The following is a 19,971-nucleotide window of genomic DNA, read 5'->3' as shown; positions in this document are numbered from 1 at the left end:
GGTTGCAGGTGTTCGCCGCACTGGATAACCCAGCGCGCCAAGGTTTGTCGTGGAATATCGACGCCGTGGCGACCGAGTACTTTTTCGAAGCGATGCAGGGGCAGGCCGTCGACGTATTTGGTCGTCAGCAGCATCGCCAGGACACTTGGGCTAGCCATGCTTTTTTCAATCAGTTGAGCGGGCTTGTCCGCTGTAACTGGTGCGGTTTCGCAATCGCGGCAACCGTAGACCTTGCGCACATGTTTGATCACGCGGATTTGCATCGGCACGATTTCGAGCTGCTCGCTGATTTCCTCGCCAATGCTGTGTTTACGGCAACCGCAGGCGCAGGTCAGCTCGTGATCGGGCAGTTCATGGATGACTTCGATACGCGGAAGATCGGCGGGCAGAGGCTTGCGTTTGCCCCGTCGCTTGGTCGGAGCTACAACCTCTTCTTCAACCGTTTCGTCGACAGACTCGGCCACGCTTTCAGCTTCATTGAACAAGGCCATTTGCGGCGTCGCGGGATCGGCCGTCTGCTCTGACTTGCGCCCGAAAAGGCGCTGACGCAACAGTGCGTTTTCTTCTTCAAGATGAACGATCTTGCCCTTATCCGACTCGCGCTCACTCAGCATTTGCTCAAGCAGTTGCTTGAGCAAAACAGGGTCGTCAGGAAGGTCTTTGGGCATGGAAATCATGCCCTGGATTATACCGAATCAGGCGACGAATCGAGGCGTCAAAACTTGATGCGGACGGTTGCGCCACAAATCAAAACCGTCCAATAACCAGTTGAGTTCTTGAACCGTCAGCACAATGGCCTCATCCGAACAATCCGGCGATGTTTTGAAACGCTCGGACTCTAGGCGCTTTAGCCAAAGGCAGAAGCCATTGCGCTCCCAGTACAAAATCTTCACTCGGTTTCGAGGCTTGTTGAGGAACACGAAAAGCACCGGGTCAAACACCGCAACCTTGATGTCCAGTTCGACCAGAGCAGCGAGGCCATCAATGGATTTTCGGAAGTCGACGGGCTTGGGGTAGAGATAGACTTTTTCGACTTTTGCATCGGGACGCATCATGAGGTGCTGGCTCCGGAAAGGAATCGGGAGCACAGCATCGGGGATCAGGCGGTGACTTTGAATGTGGGGTTTATGGAGCGCTTACAAACCTCAGAAGGTTTCGTCGATCTGCCAGCCGCCCAGGTGCTGGCGATTGCTGACGCTGTGAGCGAGCACGTTCAGCTCTGCTTTGACCGCGAGGATGCGTTGCTGGGTGCGGTGGCCGACGGCTCGATCACAGCCGAGATGCTGGAGGAGGGGTGGCCGCAGTAAGCGGCCACCCATCGTCTTAAACGACGTACTCGATTCCATATTGGACTTGGCCGGTCAGGGCTATTTTGTTCTCGTTCGACTCGGCAAAATTGATAAGCAGATGACTTGCATCAAGCGCATGGTTGTCCAGTTGCGCCGTCCAGAGGTCCAAGCCTGATTGATCCGGCGCTCGACCCAGTATGTGTTGGTAGAGGCTTGTTACCAATTGCAGGTTCGACGGTGAGGCGCCGTTGATGGTTTGAAACTCCTGGCTGGCGACGAAACCTGCAGCAACCGAATCAATGCTGACGCCTTTGTCTAGCTGTCCGATCCAGAAGCCAAGACCTTCTTTATCGGGTACACGATCAAACGCCGCCTTGTAGAGACGATAGGTTTGTCCAGCATTGCCTTCAATATCCAGTGCCAGCCGCTTGCCGTCGTTAAACTCCACGCGCTCGACACCTACTAGCTTAGTTTCTTTTGATGTTTGTGCATTAGTGAGCGTGAAGGTGTGATCGGTCTGTGAGTATTCCTTTATGTAGACCCAAGCGTCTCCGTTCATGTGAACGGTGTCAATGGCGTCGGTTCCAACGGTGTCAGCAATCGTTGTTCTAAACGACGAGTCCAAAGTAACATCATCCCCGTAGAGACTTTCTCGAGCTTCTAGGATCGTAGTAGACGTAAGTGCTTGCCCTTTAGCCAAAGCAGCCCTATCGCTGCGACAAAAGATTTCTGATCTAATTCGCCTGATGTAAACTTTGAAAATATTTTTTGGCGCTCTAGGGTATTTAGGTTTGGCGTTAACCAATCAACAATTATCGTGGGTGATAAATATTTCTCGATATACTTGTCGCCAAAAACGCCAGGATTGTAAAGTGGATTGTTTGTGTCAAAGGCGGTTTTGCTGTAGTGGCCCGCAGTAAGTATTGATACCGCTACCGCCTTGAATGCATAAAGGTTGGAAAGCTTATATACTTCCGGGTGTGAGGGGGCACCTTTTATTAGAGTGTTGTAGACTCCCATTTGGAAGCTTAGATACGTATCTGGTGTTACATTGCTATAGATAGAAAGGTATGGACTTAAATATTTGCTTGTTAAGGCCGTAATAGCGGCTCTGGCTTGGGAGTCATTAAGATCCATCTTTTTTTTCCTGGTATAGTAAATAAGAATCTACTGCAATGATGGCTAAATAATGGCTATTCCGCAAGCTATGGCAATGAAGGGCCATCTGTGGAGACGCAGTATCACCACCTTGAGGAACAGGCAGCATGGAAGTCAAACGCTAATCGCTGACTTAGCGTTTGCTATCGGACGTGAGCTGCCGACCGTTGAGGTGGTCCTGCTGAAGCTACAAACGCTGGAGGTACTTTCATAACCTATCGACTACACATTCCAGCTATCCCGGCCGCCTTGAGCGGTTTTTTTGTGCCTGCTCGCACTGTCGTGATGCCATGCTGCAGTCTCACTATTTGGGCTATTGGGAGATCGCAGCATGGGTATATCTGATGCAGAGGCAGCAGGCCTTATTGAGGCATTCGAGCGATTGAATGGCCCAAGCCAAAAACGCCAGCTTGAGCTTGCTCTATCGCACGTCAGCCCAGAAATGCGCGAACGTATCGAGCGATGTCTTGATGATCCGATACCGCCCATATTTGGGTGATCACATAGCCCAGTCCAGCGCTGGGCTTTTTTTCGTCTGGAGAAAAGTATGACTGCCACAGAGAAAGACCGCGACATCCTCGCCCGCACGCTGTGGGGCGAGGCCCGCGGGGAGGGATTTGCCGGGCAAATAGCCGTAGCCTGGACGATCCGCAACCGCGTGAACGACGGCAAGACCAAGTCCTGGTGGGGCGAGGGCTATGCCGGCGTGTGCCTGAAGGCCTGGCAGTTCAGTTGCTGGAACAAGAACGACCCGAACTTCGCCTACCTCAGCGGGAGCAAGCCGATCCCGGCCGGGCAGTTCGCCCAGGCGCAGCGCGCTGCCGACCAGGTGATCGCCGGTACCGCGCCAGATCCTACCGGTGGCGCGACCCACTATTACGCGACGACCATGCCGAAGGCTCCGAACTGGACTGTGGGAGCGAAGCTGATGCTGAAGCTCGGGCACCACATCTTTTTCAGGGATGTGCCATGACATCCATCTGGCTGCGCATCCTTCCTTACATAGCAGCGGTGCTGGCTGTCGGTGCTCTGCTGTTCGGCGCCTATCACCACGGCCTGTCGGTGAAGGACGCCGAATGGCAGGCAGAGTGGAATGCTCGCGACACCCGGGACGCCGACGCGAAGCTGGCGAACGAAGCCAGTGAGCGCACCAAAGAACAAGCCCGCCAACAGTCAATCAACAAGGCAATCCAAAATGGACAACAACGTCTCGATCAAGCGACTGCTGATGCTGATGCCGCTCGCGCTTCTGCTGGCAGCCTGCGGGGTGCAGCCGACGACCTTGCCCGTCGCCTCGCAACCAGCGAAGGCAGCGGCCATTCCTGCACTGCCGCCGCAAGCCAGGCAGCTACCCGCGCCACAATGGTGCTTGCCGACGTGTTCAAGCGCGCTGACCAGCGAGCGGGAGAGCTGGCGGCGGATGCTGATCAACGCCGAGGAAGGGGAGTGACGTGTGAGCAGGCGTATGACGGACTTGGAAAATAGGGATTGTGTTCGGTCGGCAGGACACCGGAGAGGTGACGACGAGAAGAATCCCGTTGGAAAGTGCCTTAATTTCGCCGTGCCGTGCGCCTCGCTACGCCAGCAACACTTACGGGTGTGAGTGGACGCCCGACCACAGCCTCTGCCTGGGGAATCAAACTGTGTACTCCAGGGATCGACAAGGTCTCTCCCAGCTCCAGCGCACACATCAGGACGAATCCAGCCAGAAGAAAGCCGCATGATTTCATCAAGAGGTTCATTTGGTTTTTCCTCGCACAAAGTTGCTCGGTAAGTCCTCGGCGTTGGGCAGGTCTTTCAACTCGATTTTTTTGGCATTCGTTGAGTTATTAAAAGCGAAATCTTCAGGCGCAACGGTATCGCCGCTTTTCCAGTCGCTTAGCTGAATGCTGTACTGCGGACCACCGGCAACCTTTTTTGACGTAACGGAGTAACGGCAAGGGTAGGGCCGCTCGCCCTGGGCAATCCATATTTGCCAATCCACCTCTTTCTTCCTGAAAGCCAGGTGATCGCATTCGACACCGCCAATAACACCGCTGCCCAAGTCTTTGATGTTGGTCACGTCTGCCATCAATTGATCTTGAGGGTTTGACATGAACAGGTCAGCGCCGGGAAGTGGCCTGTCGTATTTATCCCGTAGTACATCGAACAGATGGTCAAGCGTGCCCGGAACCTCGATCTGCGTGTAAATATTTTTACCTTTACCAATCAACGTGAGCGTCTTGCCATCAAACAACATTTCCATGTCTGCAAAGCCGCTGGAACGTGTAGTGTGCAGCTTGTCAGGCCGGTTGATCGACACAGCACCGGAGCCTGCCAAGGCCAGTTTTTGCTGATCTTTAGTGACGACTTCAAGAATGGTGTCATAATTGAACGATATGTTTTTTTGCGCTGACATATAGTCGGACATGTTCTTGAGTTGGCTTTTGGCATAGGCCTCATCGGCATGTGCCGCTTGAGTTATGCCCAATCCGGCGATTAGGGAAAGTCCCGCTCCGGTAATGCGGGCTACGGAGGGGATGATCAATTTTCGGGCGATCTTATCCATTGCAAGTCACCGCTATATGTATGCCGGGATGGCAGTACGGATACATAACGCTAGTCGCATCATGATTGCTTCGCCGTATTTTGCCCGACCATTCATCCGGTATCAGATTCAAAGCGTTCGCTGATAGCAGAAATCAGCACGCTCGAATCTGACAATCGCACCGGTTAAAAGCGCCAGACGGCTCCGCCACCAACGACATGCAGGGCGGCGGCGGAGTATCCGCCTGATACTGTGCCGCCGGAACGGCTTTTGGTTTGCTGCACGTCCATGTCGCCCAGCCAAACCAGGGTGTAACTCATGTGCAGATCCAGAGAGTCGTCCACTGCGTAGCTGAATCCGGTTACCAGACGCCAAGTGTCGCCCATTAGGTTGTCAACCGTACGGTCCTTGTCGTCCACCGCCGATGAATCATAGGCCACACCAATGTTCACCCGCAGTTTAGGCGTGAGTTGGTTCTGGGCGCCGATGGGCAGGTGTCATGTGTCTTTTTACTTGGCAAACGCTGAAACAAACTAGCTGATCGCCTTTGTCACAAAGGTAGTGAGCCCGCTCATATCTGCTGCTGGCCGATTTCTGCCTGTGAGCGATCACTCTGGTGTCATCAGTACCGCTAGCGTCAGCTTGATGAACTCTTCGTTCTTATCGATGGTGTCCAGGGCGCCGCGCACGTTGTCGGCGACGTCAGCCGAGCCGCGGGCCTCGACCCAGTTTGAAAGCTCCATGATGGCGGCTTCGAGGGCGAGTTGGTTTTCGTTGATCTTGAATAGCAGGGAAGGGAGCAGGTCAGAGTTTGGCATCGCAGATCCCCCGTTGAGATTTCAGCTTAGCAGCCGGCGATAAGGTGTGAGGGGAAGGGGGAAGAGGTTGGCAGGATGCCGGGAGAGTTGTGCGCAAAACCTCCGCTGCAGGCCACGGTTTACCGTTTGCATAAGCACAAAAAAGCGGATGTTTTGCCATCCTTGCAGTGAGTTAAATTTATTTTAAAACAACATGTTAGGTTGCTAAAGTTCCCAGCATGGGGTGCTAGGGGTATAACGGCATATGGCATTAGATGAGTTTGGATCACGTTGCACTGTTGGTGCTAGGTGTTATTTCGAACGGCTGACAGGATGCCGGTCCGGCATATCATGGATTGGACGGACCCTCGCGTGAAAAATTGCCCTTCTGAGGGGTACCCCCGCCTCTCTGCTTAATTTTTGCTACAGCAAGGATTTATCTGTCTCTATCGAACTGAAATATAACAAGTTTTTATTACAGTAGCTTCGATCCATCATCGGCGACACGCTGAAGCGGCCTGATAGAGTATTGGTAGTTGAAGCGATATCTAGCTGCATCGGGCCGTCTCAACCGGCCCCGAGCCCACGACCTCCACACATCCCTATTTCGCCACCACCACCCCCGGCGGCTGCCACGTCCCGCCCCCAGGCGGCAAAATCGACGGTGACGTGTCTTTAGGCCAATACAACCGCATCACCAGATAAATAGTGTCATTCGGCGCAGGCAACCAATTGGCTTCCTTTGCCTTACCGGGAGAGTCCTTCTGGATGTAGAGGGTCAACGATCCATCCTTATTCTTGTTCATCCCGGATAACATCGGTGAGTTGATCAGGTAGCGATTGATCGGGTTCTTGATCAACAGTTGGCTCGTGCGGTCATACATCGTCACCGACCAGAAGGCATTCACCGGCGGCAGTTGTCCGGCGGGGAAGGTGATGGTGTAGTTGTGCTTGCTGGCGTCGAGCATTTCGCCCGTTGCGTCCACGCGGGCAAACGGGTACACGGCTTCCGCGGCATCGTTGCCGAAGAGACCGCCCTTGGCCGCGCCGGCACGTTTGAGCCAGTCGCCATTGAAGAAAGCGCGGTCGCCAAACATCGAGCCGACGCTCCAGCCGTTGATGTTTTTCATTCCGCTGGACAGCCACTTCTCGACTTTATCATCGGCTTCCTTCATGCCCAGCAGGACGGCAGTCTTGTGTTCTGGCGAGAGCTCCTTGAACTCAAAGGTCTTGCCCGGTCCGATGCCGATAGTCGCGAGTCTGGCCCGGACATCCTTGTCTTCCGGGGTCTGTGGGACGAACTGCAAGGCGGCGTTCAGGTACTCGTAGAAGTTCGCCTTGATCCCTGGGGTGTTGGCTGGAAGGAAATCGATGGTCGGTGCGGCCGGTGGCGCGGGTTGTTTGAGGTAGGCGGAAAGGGGTTGCGCTTTGTATCCCGCCTGCACCTTCTCCACGTTTGGCATGTCTTTGGGATTAAAGAGTTGGGTGCGAATGACGGTGAGCGAGAAGGGGGTCGTCGAGGTAAACACCTTTTTGATCCCTGCGGGCGTCTGGCCTGTCCAGTCGGGGCCGACCACCAGGTAATCACCCGGCTCGCTTCCCGTGGCGCGGTTGCCGATGTAGCCATAGTTGTAGGTGTTGCCGTCGATCAACTGCACCGAGTAGTAGCGCTTCTTTGGTACTGCCGGTACCGAGATCACCATCGGCTCCGCGCGCAGATCGAGCCAGAGCATCGAGTAAGGCGTGTCACTGTTCGGCGTGACGACCGCCGTGTCTTCATAGGTCGCAACGTGGCGCTGGTTGTTGATCTGGTTGAAGGGCGCTTTGAACTGGCTGGACTTGGTGTCCACGGCGAATTCATACATCACCGCGTAGTTCATCACGATGGGCAGGCCGTAGATGAAGGCCTCCTCGGCAATGGCCTTGGTCTCGGTGATGCTTGGCGCGGCGATACCCTGAGCCACGTCTTTCTTTTCGGCCTGGGCGATGGGCTTTTCTTTCTTGTCGCAGCCAGCAATCAGGGTCGACGCAACAGCAAAGATAGCGACCCATTTCATGCAGGCTGAATAGTCAGGTTTCATCGTTGCGCTGCTCCGCTTCATTGTCATCTGTGCTCTCGGCGTCCTGAAGGCTATTGGACTCGCCAAGGGCTCCGGCCGATTTACCTTCATGAGCATAGGTGATGTGGGTGCGAAAGCAGGCTTCTGGTGCATGAGGCCCAACGCAGACCGCCGCCTGCTGGCGGTTGCGATAGGTATCTTTACCAAATTTCAGGCAAAGAAAAGCCCGCGATGGGGATTAGCGGGCTTTCAGATCTTGCGAGGAGCAGGAGCAACACTACGCGCCGAAACGTGAAAAAATTGTGAACGCCGGGCTTCGACCCGAAATCATTTAATAACCGTCAGTCGGTTTGGACACATCCGCCACAGTCGACTTATCGCAATTGATAAACGAAGACGATTTCAGCCACTGCCGATCAGGATAATAAGAAAACAGTAACTGACCCTCTTTCATTGAGTCGATCAGTTTATGGGCAATGGCAGGGCGCACCGCTGGGCAACCCAGGCTCCTGCCAATACGGCCGTTCGCCCGCGCCAGATCACGACTGACATACGGCGCCCCATGGATAACGATGGCCCGGTCGAATGCACGGTCATTGAAACCGGGTTCCAATCCTTCCATGCGCAAGGAGTAGCCATTTTGACCGTTATAGCTTGAAGCTGTCCTGTACAGGCCAAGGCTGGTGGCGTTGCTTTCATTTTGGTTGGAAAATTGAACGGCCATATTTTCGCCGCTGTTTCGACCATGGGCGACCAGTTCGTGAAAGAGTAATTTGCGCTGTTTCAGGTCAAAAACCCACAACCGCTGTTCGGTCGAGGGCAGGGAATAGTCGATCACCGCGAGCCTTTGCGCGGGTGCTGCGCCTTGCGCCAGGCTGCACTGAGAGGCACGTACGGCCAGCGCGATAACCTTGGCGTTAGCGTCTGGAGCCGCTTTGACCAGCGCGGCTTCGAGCGAATCGGCGTAGGCTGCTTCCACTGAAATGGACAGCAGAAGCATGGCTTTCATTAAAAAGCCAAAGCGGTCTAGCGGCATGTGCGTATCTCATCGCGAGTTGTACCAGTCTAGCAGTGTGACGGATGCTAGCCCTTATGTACGGGAAATTAAGGATTATCCATGCGGCAGCTATCAAATGTATCCAGGTTAAGCCGCGTTTTTGTGATGGGACTTCTGATCTGCAGCTCGGCGACAGCGCACGCTTCGCCGATTTTGCCGACAACGCCATCACCCGGCGTCATTGACGTTGCGCCGAACGACCCGGTGGCTCAGGCGGTCCAGGCCCTTCTCGCCCTGGGTGGCTCAACGCCTTCCCCTCTACCCGCCGTCTCGCCGCGCCACCAGCGTGTGGATGTCAGTCGCGCGGTCGTCGATTTTTACGCTCAGCGAGGCTTTCGTGCTGCCTGGACAGACGGTAGCGATGTCGCCCAGCTGTTGAAGCGCCTGAACGATACTCAGGCCGACGGTCTGGACCCTGCTGATTTCCGTATTGATGATCTGGCCAAGGCCGGGGCGTCGATGCCCACAGAGCTGCCAACCCCCGCACAGCGCGCGGCCTTTGATATAGCGGCCACCCAGACTTACATCACGGCGTTGCTGCAGTTGCGGCGCGGTAAAGTCGACCCTTATCGCCTGGAAATACACTGGAACTTCGACCCGGTCGACGTCGATCCTCGTGAAGATGTCAAAGCCTTCTTCGATGCACTCGACGCCCACGACGTAGCCCGTGCGTTCGATCAAGCGCCGCCACAGGAAGCGCTTTATGGCACGTTGCGAGAGGGGTTGGCGCGGCTGCGCGAGGTTCGAGATATCGGCGGGTGGCCGCAGATTACCGCGGGGCAGGTGCTCAAACCAGGAGTGCTCGACGCCTCAGTCGCGCAGTTGCGAGCCCGATTGACCGCTGCCGGTTATCTGGCCGAGCAAATGACCACGCGGATTGACTATGACGCTAGCGTAACGACTGCGGTTAAACGGTTTCAAGCCGAGCAATACCTGCCAGTGGACGGTGTCGCGGGAGCGGGCACACTCGCTGCGCTGAATGTACCCATCGAGGCTCGGATAGACCAGGTTCGAGTCAACATGGAGCGGGCGCGTTGGTTGCTGTACAAGCTTCAGGGAACCTTCGTTATCGTTGACATCGCCGGGTACAAGGTCGCGCTCTATCGCGACGGCAAGGCTATCTGGCGTTCTCGGGTACAGGTCGGTAAACCATTTCGCAGTACGCCGGTATTTCAGTCCGAGATTACTTACATCACCTTCAATCCGACCTGGACAGTGCCCCCGACGATTCTCGTCAAAGACATGCTCCCCAAAATTCGAAAAGATCCGCATTACCTGGACGCCAACCTTATTCGAGCCATCGATAGACAAGGGAATGTCGTCGATCCGTCGACCATCGATTGGAACAACCCGCGCGGCATTACGCTCCGTCAGGATGCGGGCCCTGACAACTCCCTCGGTCAGGTGGTGATTCGTTTTCCCAATGAATATGCGATTTATCTGCATGACACCCCACATCGGGAGTTGTTCGCTCAATCACGCCGCGCCACCAGCTCCGGCTGCATCAGGGTCGAGAACCCGCTGCAGTTGGTAGAACTGTTGTTCAACGACCCGGTTCGCTGGAACAGCGCCGCGATTCAGGCGCAGTTGGCCAGCGGCAAGACAGAAAACATCAGGCTCCCGGTGAAAGTGCCGGTGTTACTGGCCTATTGGACGGTGGATTTGAAGGAGGATGGGCGAGTGGCGTTTAAACCCGATGTATATGGGCACGATTTAGCCGTATTGCGGGCGTTGAATCTGCCTTCGGAGTTGCCTGTTCTGGATATGCCGCGAGCAGGGCTCCCGGCTGTAGTGGCGACGCAAAACAAGCCATAGGGGAAAAGGGAACGGATTTGTTTTTCTAGCCTCTATAGGGGCGGCGTCGAGCAGCAAAAAGATAAATCTGTCGCCTTTTTCCTATATCGATATTCGGTTGCATTCAGAGTAGCCGGGTGGCTGAGGCGTTCGTCCGCAGTCGTTTAAGAGGTGTGTGCTCACAGGTTTGATTTCGACAGAAAGCGGTTTCAAAAAAAAGGCATGTCGGTGACTATGCGCCGTCTTTTATTGCAGCACTTTTCAGATAAGCGTGACTGAGTTCACCATGGAGTAATGGTTAATGACCATCAAGATCGAAGGAGTGATTGCCAGCAAAATCGGCTTTGCCTCCCACCAAAATGCTGTGCCAGTGATGCGCGAGCTTGCTGTGCTCAACGATGGTGATACCGATTACAACGATCTTGTTCTTGAACTCGTTGCCGATCCGCCATTTCTGGAAGCGCGGACCTGGCGTCTTGACCGTCTGAGCAAAGACTCCAGTCTTCACATTACCGAGCGCAACCTGAATCTCAATGCCGGGTATTTGGCGGACCTTGCTGAAAGTCTTAACGCGAGTGTCATTCTGCGTCTCAGTTGTAATGACGAAGTGCTGTATAGCCAGTCTTTTCCCGTGGAACTTCTGGCGAAAAATGAATGGGGAGGGCTCCTTTCCATGCCGGAGCTTTTGCCGGCGTTTGCCATGCCCAATGATCCCGCGGTAGATCGGGTATTGAAGTCTGCTGCTGACGTGCTGCGTCGTGCAGGAAAGAAAGACGGCATTGACGGGTATTCCAGCCAATCGAGAACCAGAACCTGGGAGCTGGCTTCAGCTATATGGTCAGCCGTTTGTGGCCTCAGGCTGAGCTATGCCGTGCCTCCCGCGAGTTTTGAAACTCAAGGACAGAAGGTACGCACGCCTGGTTTGATTCTGGAAGGTGGCGTGGCGACTTGTCTGGACATCGCATTGCTTTTTGCGGCGGCGCTGGAGCAAGCAGGGCTAAATGCGTTATTGATTCTGACCAAGGGGCACGCGTTTGTTGGTGTGTGGCTGCAGCCCCAGGAGTTTTCTCAACTCATCACTGACGAAGCTTCGGCGGTACGCAAACGCATCGATCTCAAAGAAGTTCTGGTTTTTGAAACCACGCTGGCAACCCAGATGCCTGTACCAAGCTTTAGCCAAGCCGTGTTCAATGCCGAGCGCCAGATCAATGATGATGATTTCATCATGGCGATTGATATACACCGTGCCCGGATGCAACGCATTCGCCCTCTGGCGATGTCATCAACGTCGCTAAAGGTTGACGACAGTAATGAGCCGCAGGCATTCGAGGCATTGGAGGATGCACCTGTTCTTCCGGGCTTTGACGTGGAAATAACTGCTGAAGTCGATAGTCCCGCGGGAAAGCTCACGCTCTGGCAAAGAAAGCTATTGGACCTCACGACGCGTAACCGGCTTTTGCACTTACCCGAGAGTGCAAAAGGTGTTCGTCTGGTATGCCCGGATCCTGCTGAACTGGAAGATCAACTGGCCAGTGGCAAGCGCATACGGATCGTCTCAATACCTGATCTGGAAGCAGGAGGTAGAGATGCGGCGCTTTATGAGCAGCAGAATCGAGAGAATTTACGCGATGAGTATGCGCGTAGCGCTTTAACACGCGGCGAGGTGCTGGCCACCTTAGAGAAGAGCAAGCTCGAAGTTGCCTTGATCGACCTGTATCGCAAGGCGCGTAGCGATCTTGACGAAGGTGGCGCTAACACACTGTTCTTGGCTATCGGGTTTCTGAAGTGGAAAAAATCTGCAGACGACCCAAAAACCTATTCGGCGCCACTGATATTGCTGCCGGTCAAACTTGATCGAAAGAGTGCGTTGTCTGGCGTGACGATGACTCTGCTTGAGGATGAGCCGCGCTTTAATTTGACCTTGCTTGAGCTGCTGCGCCACGACTTTGAACTGGTGATTCCAGGATTGGAAGGAGAGCTGCCTACCGATGAGCGCGGCATCGATGTTGTCGGTATCTGGAATACAGTGAGACGGGCCGTCCGGGATGTTCCTGGGTTTGAGGTGACGACCGAACTGGTCCTGGGCACCTTCTCCTTTGCCAAATATCTGATGTGGCAGGACTTGGCTGCTCGTTCCGAACAGCTTCTGCAAAGCCCTCTGGTCAAGCATTTGCTGGAGCGCCCGGCAGGCGGAGCAGGATTCACCTCGTCAGGCGAGTTTCCACGACCTGATGAACTGGATGCCAAAGTCGATCCGGCACATTTGTTTACGCCATTGCCCGCGGACTCTTCCCAGCTTGCGGCCGTAGTCGCTTCGGCCAGTGGGTGTGACTTTGTACTCGACGGACCACCCGGAACCGGAAAGTCGCAAACCATTGCCAATATGATTGCTCATAACCTGGCCTTGGGGCGTAGGGTGCTGTTTGTCGCCGAGAAAATGGCGGCTCTGGATGTTGTCTATCGTCGGCTGGAAGCACAGGGTTTAGGTGAGTTCTGCCTGGAACTCCACTCGAGCAAGACTTCCAAAGTCGAAGTGCTCAAGCAATTGGAGCGTGCCTGGGACGTGCGTGACACGCTGACGGCTGAAGAGTGGGCTGGAGAAACGGCGAAAATACTCAAACTGCGAAATAAACTGAACGCGGTCGTTGAGCTATTGCATCGGCGTTGGCCCAATGGCTTATCGGTGCATCAGGCGATTGGTCGTGTCGTTCGTGACGGAACTTCAGCCACGCCTCGTCTGGCCTGGCCTGCAGGAACAGTGCATGACGCCGTCATGTACGCGCAGTTTCGCGACGTAACGAGGCGCCTTGATCTTAACCGTCAGGCGGCGCGGGACCTTTCCAGTCACTTTGGGTTGTTGTCTCGTACTGAGTGGTCGAACGGTTGGCAAGAGGCGATCGTTGCCAGCGCACGCGCGCTGCTTGGGGCGATCCAGCAATTGAAGGCGGCGAGCGCCAGCCTGCTTGAAGCAACCCATCTCTCGCTACCGGTTGCACAGAGCGACGACATTGACCGGTTGGCCACATTCGTATCACTGCTGATCGACGCCAATGGTCTGGATCTGACGTTTGCCTTCACGCTCAATGTGAAGGCGAAAGTCGTTGCGGCGAAGCGAGCCGTTCAGCTTTTAGATGAATATCGAACGATAGAGCAATCACTGTCGTTACCGTATGGGCAAGAGGCCTGCCGTGGGCTCAATCTCGAGCAAATAAACAACGATTGGCAACAAGCGCAGCGAAAATTCTGGATTTTTGCGACGCTGGAAAAGAACAAAGTGACGAAGCATTTGGCTGCCGAAGGCCGTGTGTCCGGACTGCCGGATACCGGGTCTGACCTGCCCAAGCTTTTCAAAATGCGTAGCCTGTTGATGTCTCTGGATGCTCTATCCGCAGACCTGGTATCAATACCCGGGTGCAATGGCGTATCCAGTGACACGTCGCTCATCACCGCCTCGGTTGAGCTCAGTGAGCGCATCCGCGCCATGATCAGTGTGCTCTCGAGTTCTCCCGAGGATCTGATTGCCCTGCGCAGCACCACGGCAAAATTGGTCGTCGAGGCCAATGAGTTGCTCGGTGGAGGCGGGTTTATCGACTCGGCTTTGCATCAACTGAAGGACGCTCTTTCTCGTTTCAATCAGCTAGCTGGACGGTTTAACGAGCTTGCGGGCAACTCCGTTGATGCCAAGGTCATGCTCGAGCCACTGCTCAATACGGCCAACGCCATCGTCGAGCAAGAGACGAAGCTCAAGGCCTGGTGCGATTGGTCCAGGGTTCGGGAGGAGGCGATAGCGCTCGGTTTGCAACCGCTTACAGAGGCGCTGACCCTCAATGCGCTGCCCGAAGGTGGAACCAGCGACGCTTTCGAAACGGCTTACGCCCGATGGTTCGCAACGGTCGTGATTGATTCGGAGCCACTGCTGCGTAATTTCGTTCCAGCCGAGCATATCAGTGATATTGAGGCATTTGGCCGACTGGATGACGAGCTTTCCAGGCTGACGGTTCGTTATGTGCGGGCAAAACTGTGCGGTCTGATTCCGTCCAGGAACGACATTGGCAAGCAAGGTGGTTTCGGTATCCTCAAACATGAACTGCAAAAATCGCGACGCCACAAACCGGTACGCCAGCTTGCAGTGGAAATGGGCGATGCAATGACCAAGCTGGCTCCGTGCATGCTGATGAGCCCGCTGTCCATTGCGCAATATCTACCGCCTGATCAGGCGCTTTTTGATCTGGTCATTTTTGATGAGGCGTCCCAGATTGCCCCATGGGATGCCATTGGCTCCATCGCGAGAGGCAAGCAGGTGGTCATCGCCGGTGACCCTCGACAAATGCCGCCGACCAACTTTTTCAACCGTGGAGCCTCTGCATCCGAAGATGATGATACGGCAGAGGACATGGAAAGCATCCTGGACGAGTGCCTGGGTGCAGGGATTCCCAGCCATAGCCTCAGTTGGCACTACCGAAGCCGCCATGAGAGTTTGATTGCCTTCTCCAATCATCGTTACTACGACAGTAACCTGATTACCTTCCCTGCCGCGCAAACGCGCGCAAGCGCCGTTGAATGGCGTCGAGTAGAGGGTGTCTACGCGAAAGGCAAAGGCCGGCATAACCAGGCGGAAGCGGAAGCCATCGTCGCTGAAACAGTGAAGCGGTTGACTGATCCTGCTTTTGTGGCGGCCGGGCATTCGATCGGGATCATCACCCTCAATACCGATCAGCAAAGACTGATTACTGATCTCCTGGACAAGGCACGCCAGCAACACCCGCACATTGAAGCGTTCTTTCAGGATGATCTCCCGGAGCCGGTCGTTGTCAAAAATCTTGAAACAGTACAGGGCGACGAGCGTGACCTGATCATGCTGGGTATTGGTTATGGCCCGACTGAGCCGGGGGCCCAAGTGATGTCGATGAACTTTGGCCCGCTCAACAAGGAAGGTGGATGGCGTCGACTGAACGTCGCCATCACCCGCGCACGGCGTGAGATGCTGGTGTTTTCCTCATTTGACTCGTCCATGATTGACCTGAATCGCACCAACGCTCGAGCGGTGCGTGACTTGAAACATTTTATCGAGTTCGCCCAGCGTGGGCCGCGAGCGTTGGCTGAGGCAGTACAGGGATCGGTGGGTGGATATGATTCGCCATTTGAAGAGGCCGTTGCTCAAGGCCTCAGGCGAAAGGGCTGGCAAGTGGTGCCACAGATCGGCGTTTCTCGTTTCCGTATCGATCTTGGAATCGTCCATCCGGACAGGCCCGGCGACTACCTGGTCGGCGTTGAGTGTGATGGCGCGACTTATCACAGTGCAGCGACCGCCAGGGATCGAGACAAGGTACGCAGCGCGATTCTCAAGGGCTTGGGCTGGAACCTTGTGCGGCTCTGGTCGACTGAATGGTGGATTGATAAAGCGGGCGCACTGGATCGTTTGCACGCTGCCCTGGAGGCTTTGCTTGAAAGCTCCCGTTCAAGCAGGGCGATCGAAGTGGAACCTGTTGCGCCAGACCATTCGCCTCAGCTTTCGCTAGTTGAGGAAAGTGTGCCCATCGAGATGGCAGCGCAGACTCCGCCAGTAGTGCCAGCCAAGCTGCCCACAGCTAATGCCGATCCTGTTTTGGCAGAGCTGAAAAGTGCTGGACCAGGTGAAGTTTCACCGGTTACTGCGATCCGAAGTGAATACCGGGTGACGGATTTTAGTGGTCTGAGTGATCGGATAAAGGCCGATGATTTCTACTCGCAAGAGTACAACCAGGTCCTTGCCGAGCTGATCGAGCATGTCTTGATTCAAGAGGCTCCGATACTCGATTCATTACTGGTGCAGCGCGTTGCACGGGCCCATGGTTTTCAGCGCACGGGCCGATTGATTCGTGATCGCGTGTTGGACCTTACCGAACAGCATCATCATCTGAAAAACGATCCCGTCGATGGGCAGTTTGTATGGCGAGCGCAATGTGATATCGCTGTCTGGAACAGCTATCGCATTCCTGCGACTTTTGATGATGCCAGGTCTGTAGAGGAAATCGCCGCGGAAGAGCTCCTTACCTTGGCTTCGTTGATTCAGGCTTCTGACAGGCCCCTTGAAATAGCCAGGGTGTTAGGTATCAAACGGCTTACAGGCGCTGCGCGTGAGCGTATCGAGCAAGTCATTAAAGTAGCTGCGGGATAAGTCGTGGTTTTTTACTGATTCAACAGTTTATTCGGGGACATTCTTGTCTGATGCCAGTCAGTTAAGACGTTTAGCAACGAACATCGCACCTGTGGCGAGGGGGCTTGCCCCCGATGGGCCGGTCCGGGCTCGGACGTAGCAGTCGCAAAACCTGTGAATGCGGTGTGCCTGATGAAATGTGATCGCAGGTTTTAGGGCCGCTTCGCGACCCAACGGGGCGGTGCGGCGTTCCGACAAGCCCCCTCGCCACAAATTCCCACCAGGCGTGAAGACATTCAGATAACCCTTTTTGCCTCGGCTATAGCCTTCTGCTCAATTTGCGAAAACGTCAGCTCGGAATCAAAGGGGATGGTCACCACGGTCTCTCCCATGAAGACGCCTTCATAGCCATCATCCGGCTCCAGGAGCAGGCGGACCGAGAAGATTTCTGGCTCTAGATCAGCGTTGTAGCTTACAGACTGGGCTCGTATTTTCATTTCATGCTCCTGTGAAGATGAGGTGAGGCTACTCCGGAATTCGTGCAATGGGTGACTGGCGATATCGCATCAAACATTTCGGGAAGAAAACGGGCAGGCCCTTCCCCAAAACGGGTCTAGCTCCAATTGCCCCCAGAGTCCTTCCGAGCATCCGTGACTGGCAGCTACTGATTGACCGCAGCCGTCGAAAGTTTCGCTCAATTTACCTGAGCTTTGCCCGGTAAGAGCGCAGAGAGTGCATTGAGGTATCGTATGATTGGTTTTTTCCTTCGATAGTCATTCATGGATCAACCAATGCTTTTAAGCAAACGCGATCAGGCGCAAATCGAACGTCGCCTGGTGGCGACCCTGACCGAGGCGTGTGAGACGGCCAAAGCGGAAATAGTGGGATTTTCCTGGCTGACCCACGAGATCGATTACGGGGTGTTCCCTTCCAGCCTGATGGTGGTCTGGATCTTCGATACGCAAGCCAATATGGACCAGGCGCTGGCCAGTGGGCAGGGCGAACGCATGGTCGAACTGACTGCCGTAGCGCTAAGAGAAGCCGATGTTCTCGTGAGTCCGGTTTCCGCCCATGTGCATTTCGACTCTGAAGAGCAATGTCAGCGTGCCAATGCCGGCAACTGGCAGCAGCGCTTGGCGCGCAAGCGCTCGACTCGGGGTTGAAGCGTGGCCAAGGATATCGAGAACCCTTGTATTTCCGTTTGCCAATTGAGCGGTGAACTGTGTGTTAGTTGTGGTCGCACCAAGGACGACATCAGGAAATGGAAGCGCATGAAGCGACCCGAAAAGATGGCCGCCGTGCAACGAGCGAGCCTGCGCCTGAAAGGTCTTCAAAAAAGGAACGCTTGAGGGCTCTTAAAATAAATCGGCGCAGTAACCCAGTTGCTGGAAACCTCGCCATGCGCGAGAAAATCAGCAGCGACGCGGTGGTCCTGCATGACTTTTGCGCGGGTGCTGGCCATCCCGCCGTGTGATGGCTGCGATTTGCTGGACGTCATCGGGCGACGCTTGCAGGCGCAGGTTTTCGGCGTCGTAACGAAAATTGGCGATCTCTGAGGCTACCCATTTATTGGCTTAAAACGATAAACAGCTGGGGCTCAACAGCCCGAGTCAGGCTGTTGAAACATCGGCGGGACAAAGCCGATTTTGATCTTGGCTGTCAATCAACAAGAATGGGGTACGTTCAATACCTAACGCTGTTGGTCAGTTGCCAGCAGTGCGGTCTCGATCTTGATACCCCGATGCTGCTGTTGTACCAACAACTGGTCGTCATACTGGAAGATGCTGCACTTCACGTTCCTGAGTTTCAGTGGCCAAGCGGCTTTTGCAGTAGAAGCGCTGTATGCCGGCCTGCTCGAATGGCGTGCAGCCGGACCGGCGGTCCAGCGGGTCGTAGTGCTTACGACACCATTCAATTACGCGAGAGGAAGCAGACACCGACTATTCTCCGTGTAGGAGCAAAAAACGGATTTCGGCAATGGTTTTTTCACGCGTTAACGATTGCTATCGTCTTGAGCGCACGTTATCACGATGACGACTTGGCAAATTAGGCTGTTCTGTATAAGGCGGTGGGGGGAGGTAGTCCGTACGGATTCATAAGACGGTGGCGGCCTTACCGATCAAAACAAACATGGATGTGCTGGATGTTGCAAAAATGAAGTGGTTTTCCTCTAATGCCCGGTCCGTCGCGCCGGAGTTCGTGCATCTGCTTGAACCCCCAGCGTCTTATTGTATAAAGTGAGGGTACCCAACCACACTAGGTGTCCGCCATGCTTACCCGTGAAGCTGCTACCCGTAGTGCAAACGTAGCCCACGTTGAGGCGACCAATAACCTGGAAGGTGCGCGAACCAGTGCCTTTGTTTCAAGCAAAATGGCCGAATACCGCGATGGAAAAATTTCCTCCGCGCAGCTGCTTGCTGCGACGAAAGCTCGTTACGGCTGTAAATGACCAGCGATATCACCCACGGCCAGGGTGATGACCACTATTACGTTGGTGGCTACTCGGCTGAAGACGATCCCTACGTCTATCCCAACGGCGTGCTGATTAATCTCCTGAACATCCAGGACACCGCCTCCCTTGGCGAGGCGGAAACTGACTTTGCATCCGTACGTATCATTCAGCTGCAAGAGAGTCCCATTGAAGGCGACTACTCTCTTCAGCACTTGAAGGCCATCCACAAATTCATTTTCCAAGACATCTATCCTTGGGCAGGTGAGTGCCGCAAAGTCGGTATCGCCAAAAATGAAACGATTTTCCTACCCCACGAAGAGATTGAGGCTGAATTCCAGGTGATGTGGCAGCGGCTCTCGCAAACGATTTTCCTGGCTGACCTGAAATGGGATCTGCAAGGATTCGCCCGTGAGACTGGAATTGCCCTTGGCTGCATCAATCACATCCACCCATTCAGGGAAGGAAACGGCCGGACCCAACGCGAGTACCTGGACTCTCTGGCTCGACGAGCTGGCTTTCTACTGGAGTGGGGCGGGGTGTCAAAGCTCGCGATGAAGAATGCCTGCGTTGAGGCTGAGACTGACCCGGAGTGCAAGGCTCTGGCAAAGCTGATTCGGTTGAGTGCGAAAAAAATCTAGCTGCACACATGCTTCTGACGTTTCCTGCAAGCAGTGACGCCTTTAGCGAACTTGCGCTCTATC

General features: G+C 54.8%; 19 protein-coding genes and 1 pseudogene. 10 read left to right on the top strand and 10 right to left on the bottom strand.

The features are described from left to right. Nucleotides 1-677: IS66 family transposase (locus tag F8N85_RS31270; protein WP_150803925.1), on the bottom strand; the 677-nt coding region annotated here is incomplete at its 3' end. Between the two features lie 18 nt (nt 678-695). Continuing rightward, nucleotides 696-1,055 carry an IS66 family insertion sequence element accessory protein TnpB gene (tnpB, locus tag F8N85_RS31265; RefSeq protein ID WP_019412232.1) on the bottom strand — a complete coding sequence of 120 codons (360 nt, stop codon included), beginning with the start codon at nt 1,053-1,055 and terminating at the stop codon, nt 696-698. A 72-nt stretch (nt 1,056-1,127) separates the two neighbouring features. Here tnpB and F8N85_RS31260 point away from each other — a divergent pair, with 72 nt between their 5' ends. After that, entirely contained in the window at nt 1,128-1,307 is a 180-nt protein-coding gene (locus tag F8N85_RS31260) for a hypothetical protein (RefSeq protein WP_191636301.1), read from the top strand. 16 nt (nt 1,308-1,323) lie between these two features. Here the strand turns inward: F8N85_RS31260 and F8N85_RS31255 are convergent, their stop codons facing one another. Together F8N85_RS31255 and F8N85_RS31250 are read right to left on the bottom strand one after the other, a co-directional pair. Beyond that, on the bottom strand, nt 1,324-1,914 hold the full coding sequence (locus tag F8N85_RS31255; RefSeq protein WP_150807293.1) for a DUF4214 domain-containing protein: 591 nt from the start codon (nt 1,912-1,914) through the stop codon (nt 1,324-1,326). A 35-nt stretch (nt 1,915-1,949) separates the two neighbouring features. Continuing rightward, nucleotides 1,950-2,426: a hypothetical protein gene (locus tag F8N85_RS31250; protein WP_150807292.1), complete on the bottom strand. Its 477-nt coding sequence runs from the start codon at nt 2,424-2,426 to the stop codon at nt 1,950-1,952. Between the two features lie 568 nt (nt 2,427-2,994). Between F8N85_RS31250 and F8N85_RS31245 the strand changes: the two genes are divergently transcribed. Further along, a complete protein-coding gene (locus tag F8N85_RS31245; RefSeq protein WP_150807291.1) occupies nt 2,995-3,420 on the top strand; it encodes a cell wall hydrolase in 426 nt (141 codons plus the stop codon). Next, a complete protein-coding gene (locus F8N85_RS31240) occupies nt 3,417-3,932 on the top strand; it encodes a DUF2514 family protein (RefSeq protein WP_150807290.1) in 516 nt (171 codons plus the stop codon). Before F8N85_RS31245 ends, F8N85_RS31240 begins: the two co-directional genes overlap by 4 nt. Before the next feature lie 253 nt (nt 3,933-4,185). Here F8N85_RS31240 and F8N85_RS31230 read toward each other — a convergent pair whose 3' ends face one another. The 5 genes and pseudogenes from F8N85_RS31230 to F8N85_RS31210 all read right to left on the bottom strand — a co-directional run bounded on the left by F8N85_RS31230 (nt 4,186) and on the right by F8N85_RS31210 (nt 8,867). After that, nucleotides 4,186-4,995, bottom strand: a complete 810-nt coding sequence (locus F8N85_RS31230) for a DUF2092 domain-containing protein (RefSeq protein ID WP_150807289.1) — start codon at nt 4,993-4,995, stop codon at nt 4,186-4,188. A gap of 164 nt (nt 4,996-5,159) precedes the next feature. Beyond that, nucleotides 5,160-5,471 (bottom strand): annotated as a pseudogene (locus F8N85_RS31225) (outer membrane protein transport protein); the annotation flags it as partial. Nucleotides 5,472-5,582: 111 nt separating this feature from the next. Continuing rightward, nucleotides 5,583-5,792 (bottom strand): hypothetical protein, encoded by a 210-nt coding sequence (locus F8N85_RS31220; RefSeq protein ID WP_149629806.1) that lies wholly within the window; start codon nt 5,790-5,792, stop codon nt 5,583-5,585. Nucleotides 5,793-6,373: 581 nt separating this feature from the next. After that, nucleotides 6,374-7,852, bottom strand: coding sequence for a DUF1254 domain-containing protein (locus F8N85_RS31215; protein ID WP_150807287.1), 1,479 nt, complete (start codon nt 7,850-7,852; stop codon nt 6,374-6,376). A gap of 310 nt (nt 7,853-8,162) precedes the next feature. Then, on the bottom strand, nt 8,163-8,867 hold the full coding sequence (locus tag F8N85_RS31210; protein WP_150807286.1) for a murein L,D-transpeptidase catalytic domain family protein: 705 nt from the start codon (nt 8,865-8,867) through the stop codon (nt 8,163-8,165). A gap of 81 nt (nt 8,868-8,948) precedes the next feature. On the opposite strand from F8N85_RS31210, the gene F8N85_RS31205 reads away from it, so the two are divergent. Together F8N85_RS31205 and F8N85_RS31200 are read left to right on the top strand one after the other, a co-directional pair. Continuing rightward, nucleotides 8,949-10,703: a L,D-transpeptidase family protein gene (locus F8N85_RS31205; RefSeq protein ID WP_150807285.1), complete on the top strand. Its 1,755-nt coding sequence runs from the start codon at nt 8,949-8,951 to the stop codon at nt 10,701-10,703. A 280-nt stretch (nt 10,704-10,983) separates the two neighbouring features. Beyond that, nucleotides 10,984-16,839, top strand: a complete 5,856-nt coding sequence (locus F8N85_RS31200) for a DUF3320 domain-containing protein (protein ID WP_150807284.1) — start codon at nt 10,984-10,986, stop codon at nt 16,837-16,839. 275 nt (nt 16,840-17,114) lie between these two features. Here F8N85_RS31200 and F8N85_RS31190 read toward each other — a convergent pair whose 3' ends face one another. Then, nucleotides 17,115-17,315, bottom strand: a complete 201-nt coding sequence (locus tag F8N85_RS31190) for a hypothetical protein (RefSeq protein WP_150807282.1) — start codon at nt 17,313-17,315, stop codon at nt 17,115-17,117. Nucleotides 17,316-17,609: 294 nt separating this feature from the next. On the opposite strand from F8N85_RS31190, the gene F8N85_RS31185 reads away from it, so the two are divergent. The 5 genes from F8N85_RS31185 to F8N85_RS31170 all read left to right on the top strand — a co-directional run bounded on the left by F8N85_RS31185 (nt 17,610) and on the right by F8N85_RS31170 (nt 19,908). Next, a complete protein-coding gene (locus F8N85_RS31185) occupies nt 17,610-17,981 on the top strand; it encodes a hypothetical protein (RefSeq protein ID WP_150807281.1) in 372 nt (123 codons plus the stop codon). 3 nt (nt 17,982-17,984) lie between these two features. Next, nucleotides 17,985-18,167, top strand: coding sequence for a DUF1289 domain-containing protein (locus tag F8N85_RS31180; protein ID WP_150807280.1), 183 nt, complete (start codon nt 17,985-17,987; stop codon nt 18,165-18,167). Beyond that, nucleotides 18,080-18,292 (top strand): hypothetical protein, encoded by a 213-nt coding sequence (locus F8N85_RS34715; protein WP_191636302.1) that lies wholly within the window; start codon nt 18,080-18,082, stop codon nt 18,290-18,292. The genes F8N85_RS31180 and F8N85_RS34715 overlap by 88 nt, the downstream gene beginning before the upstream one ends. Nucleotides 18,293-19,087: 795 nt before the next feature. Beyond that, nucleotides 19,088-19,267, top strand: coding sequence for a hypothetical protein (locus tag F8N85_RS31175; RefSeq protein WP_150807279.1), 180 nt, complete (start codon nt 19,088-19,090; stop codon nt 19,265-19,267). Further along, entirely contained in the window at nt 19,264-19,908 is a 645-nt protein-coding gene (locus F8N85_RS31170; RefSeq protein WP_150807278.1) for a Fic/DOC family protein, read from the top strand. The genes F8N85_RS31175 and F8N85_RS31170 overlap by 4 nt, the downstream gene beginning before the upstream one ends. Nucleotides 19,909-19,971: the final 63 nt, after the last annotated feature.

The organism is Pseudomonas fluorescens, assembly GCF_902497875.1.
In the GTDB taxonomy this organism is placed as follows: Bacteria; Pseudomonadota; Gammaproteobacteria; order Pseudomonadales; family Pseudomonadaceae; genus Aquipseudomonas; species Aquipseudomonas fluorescens_BR.
This window is presented reverse-complemented; position numbering and strand designations above follow the sequence as displayed.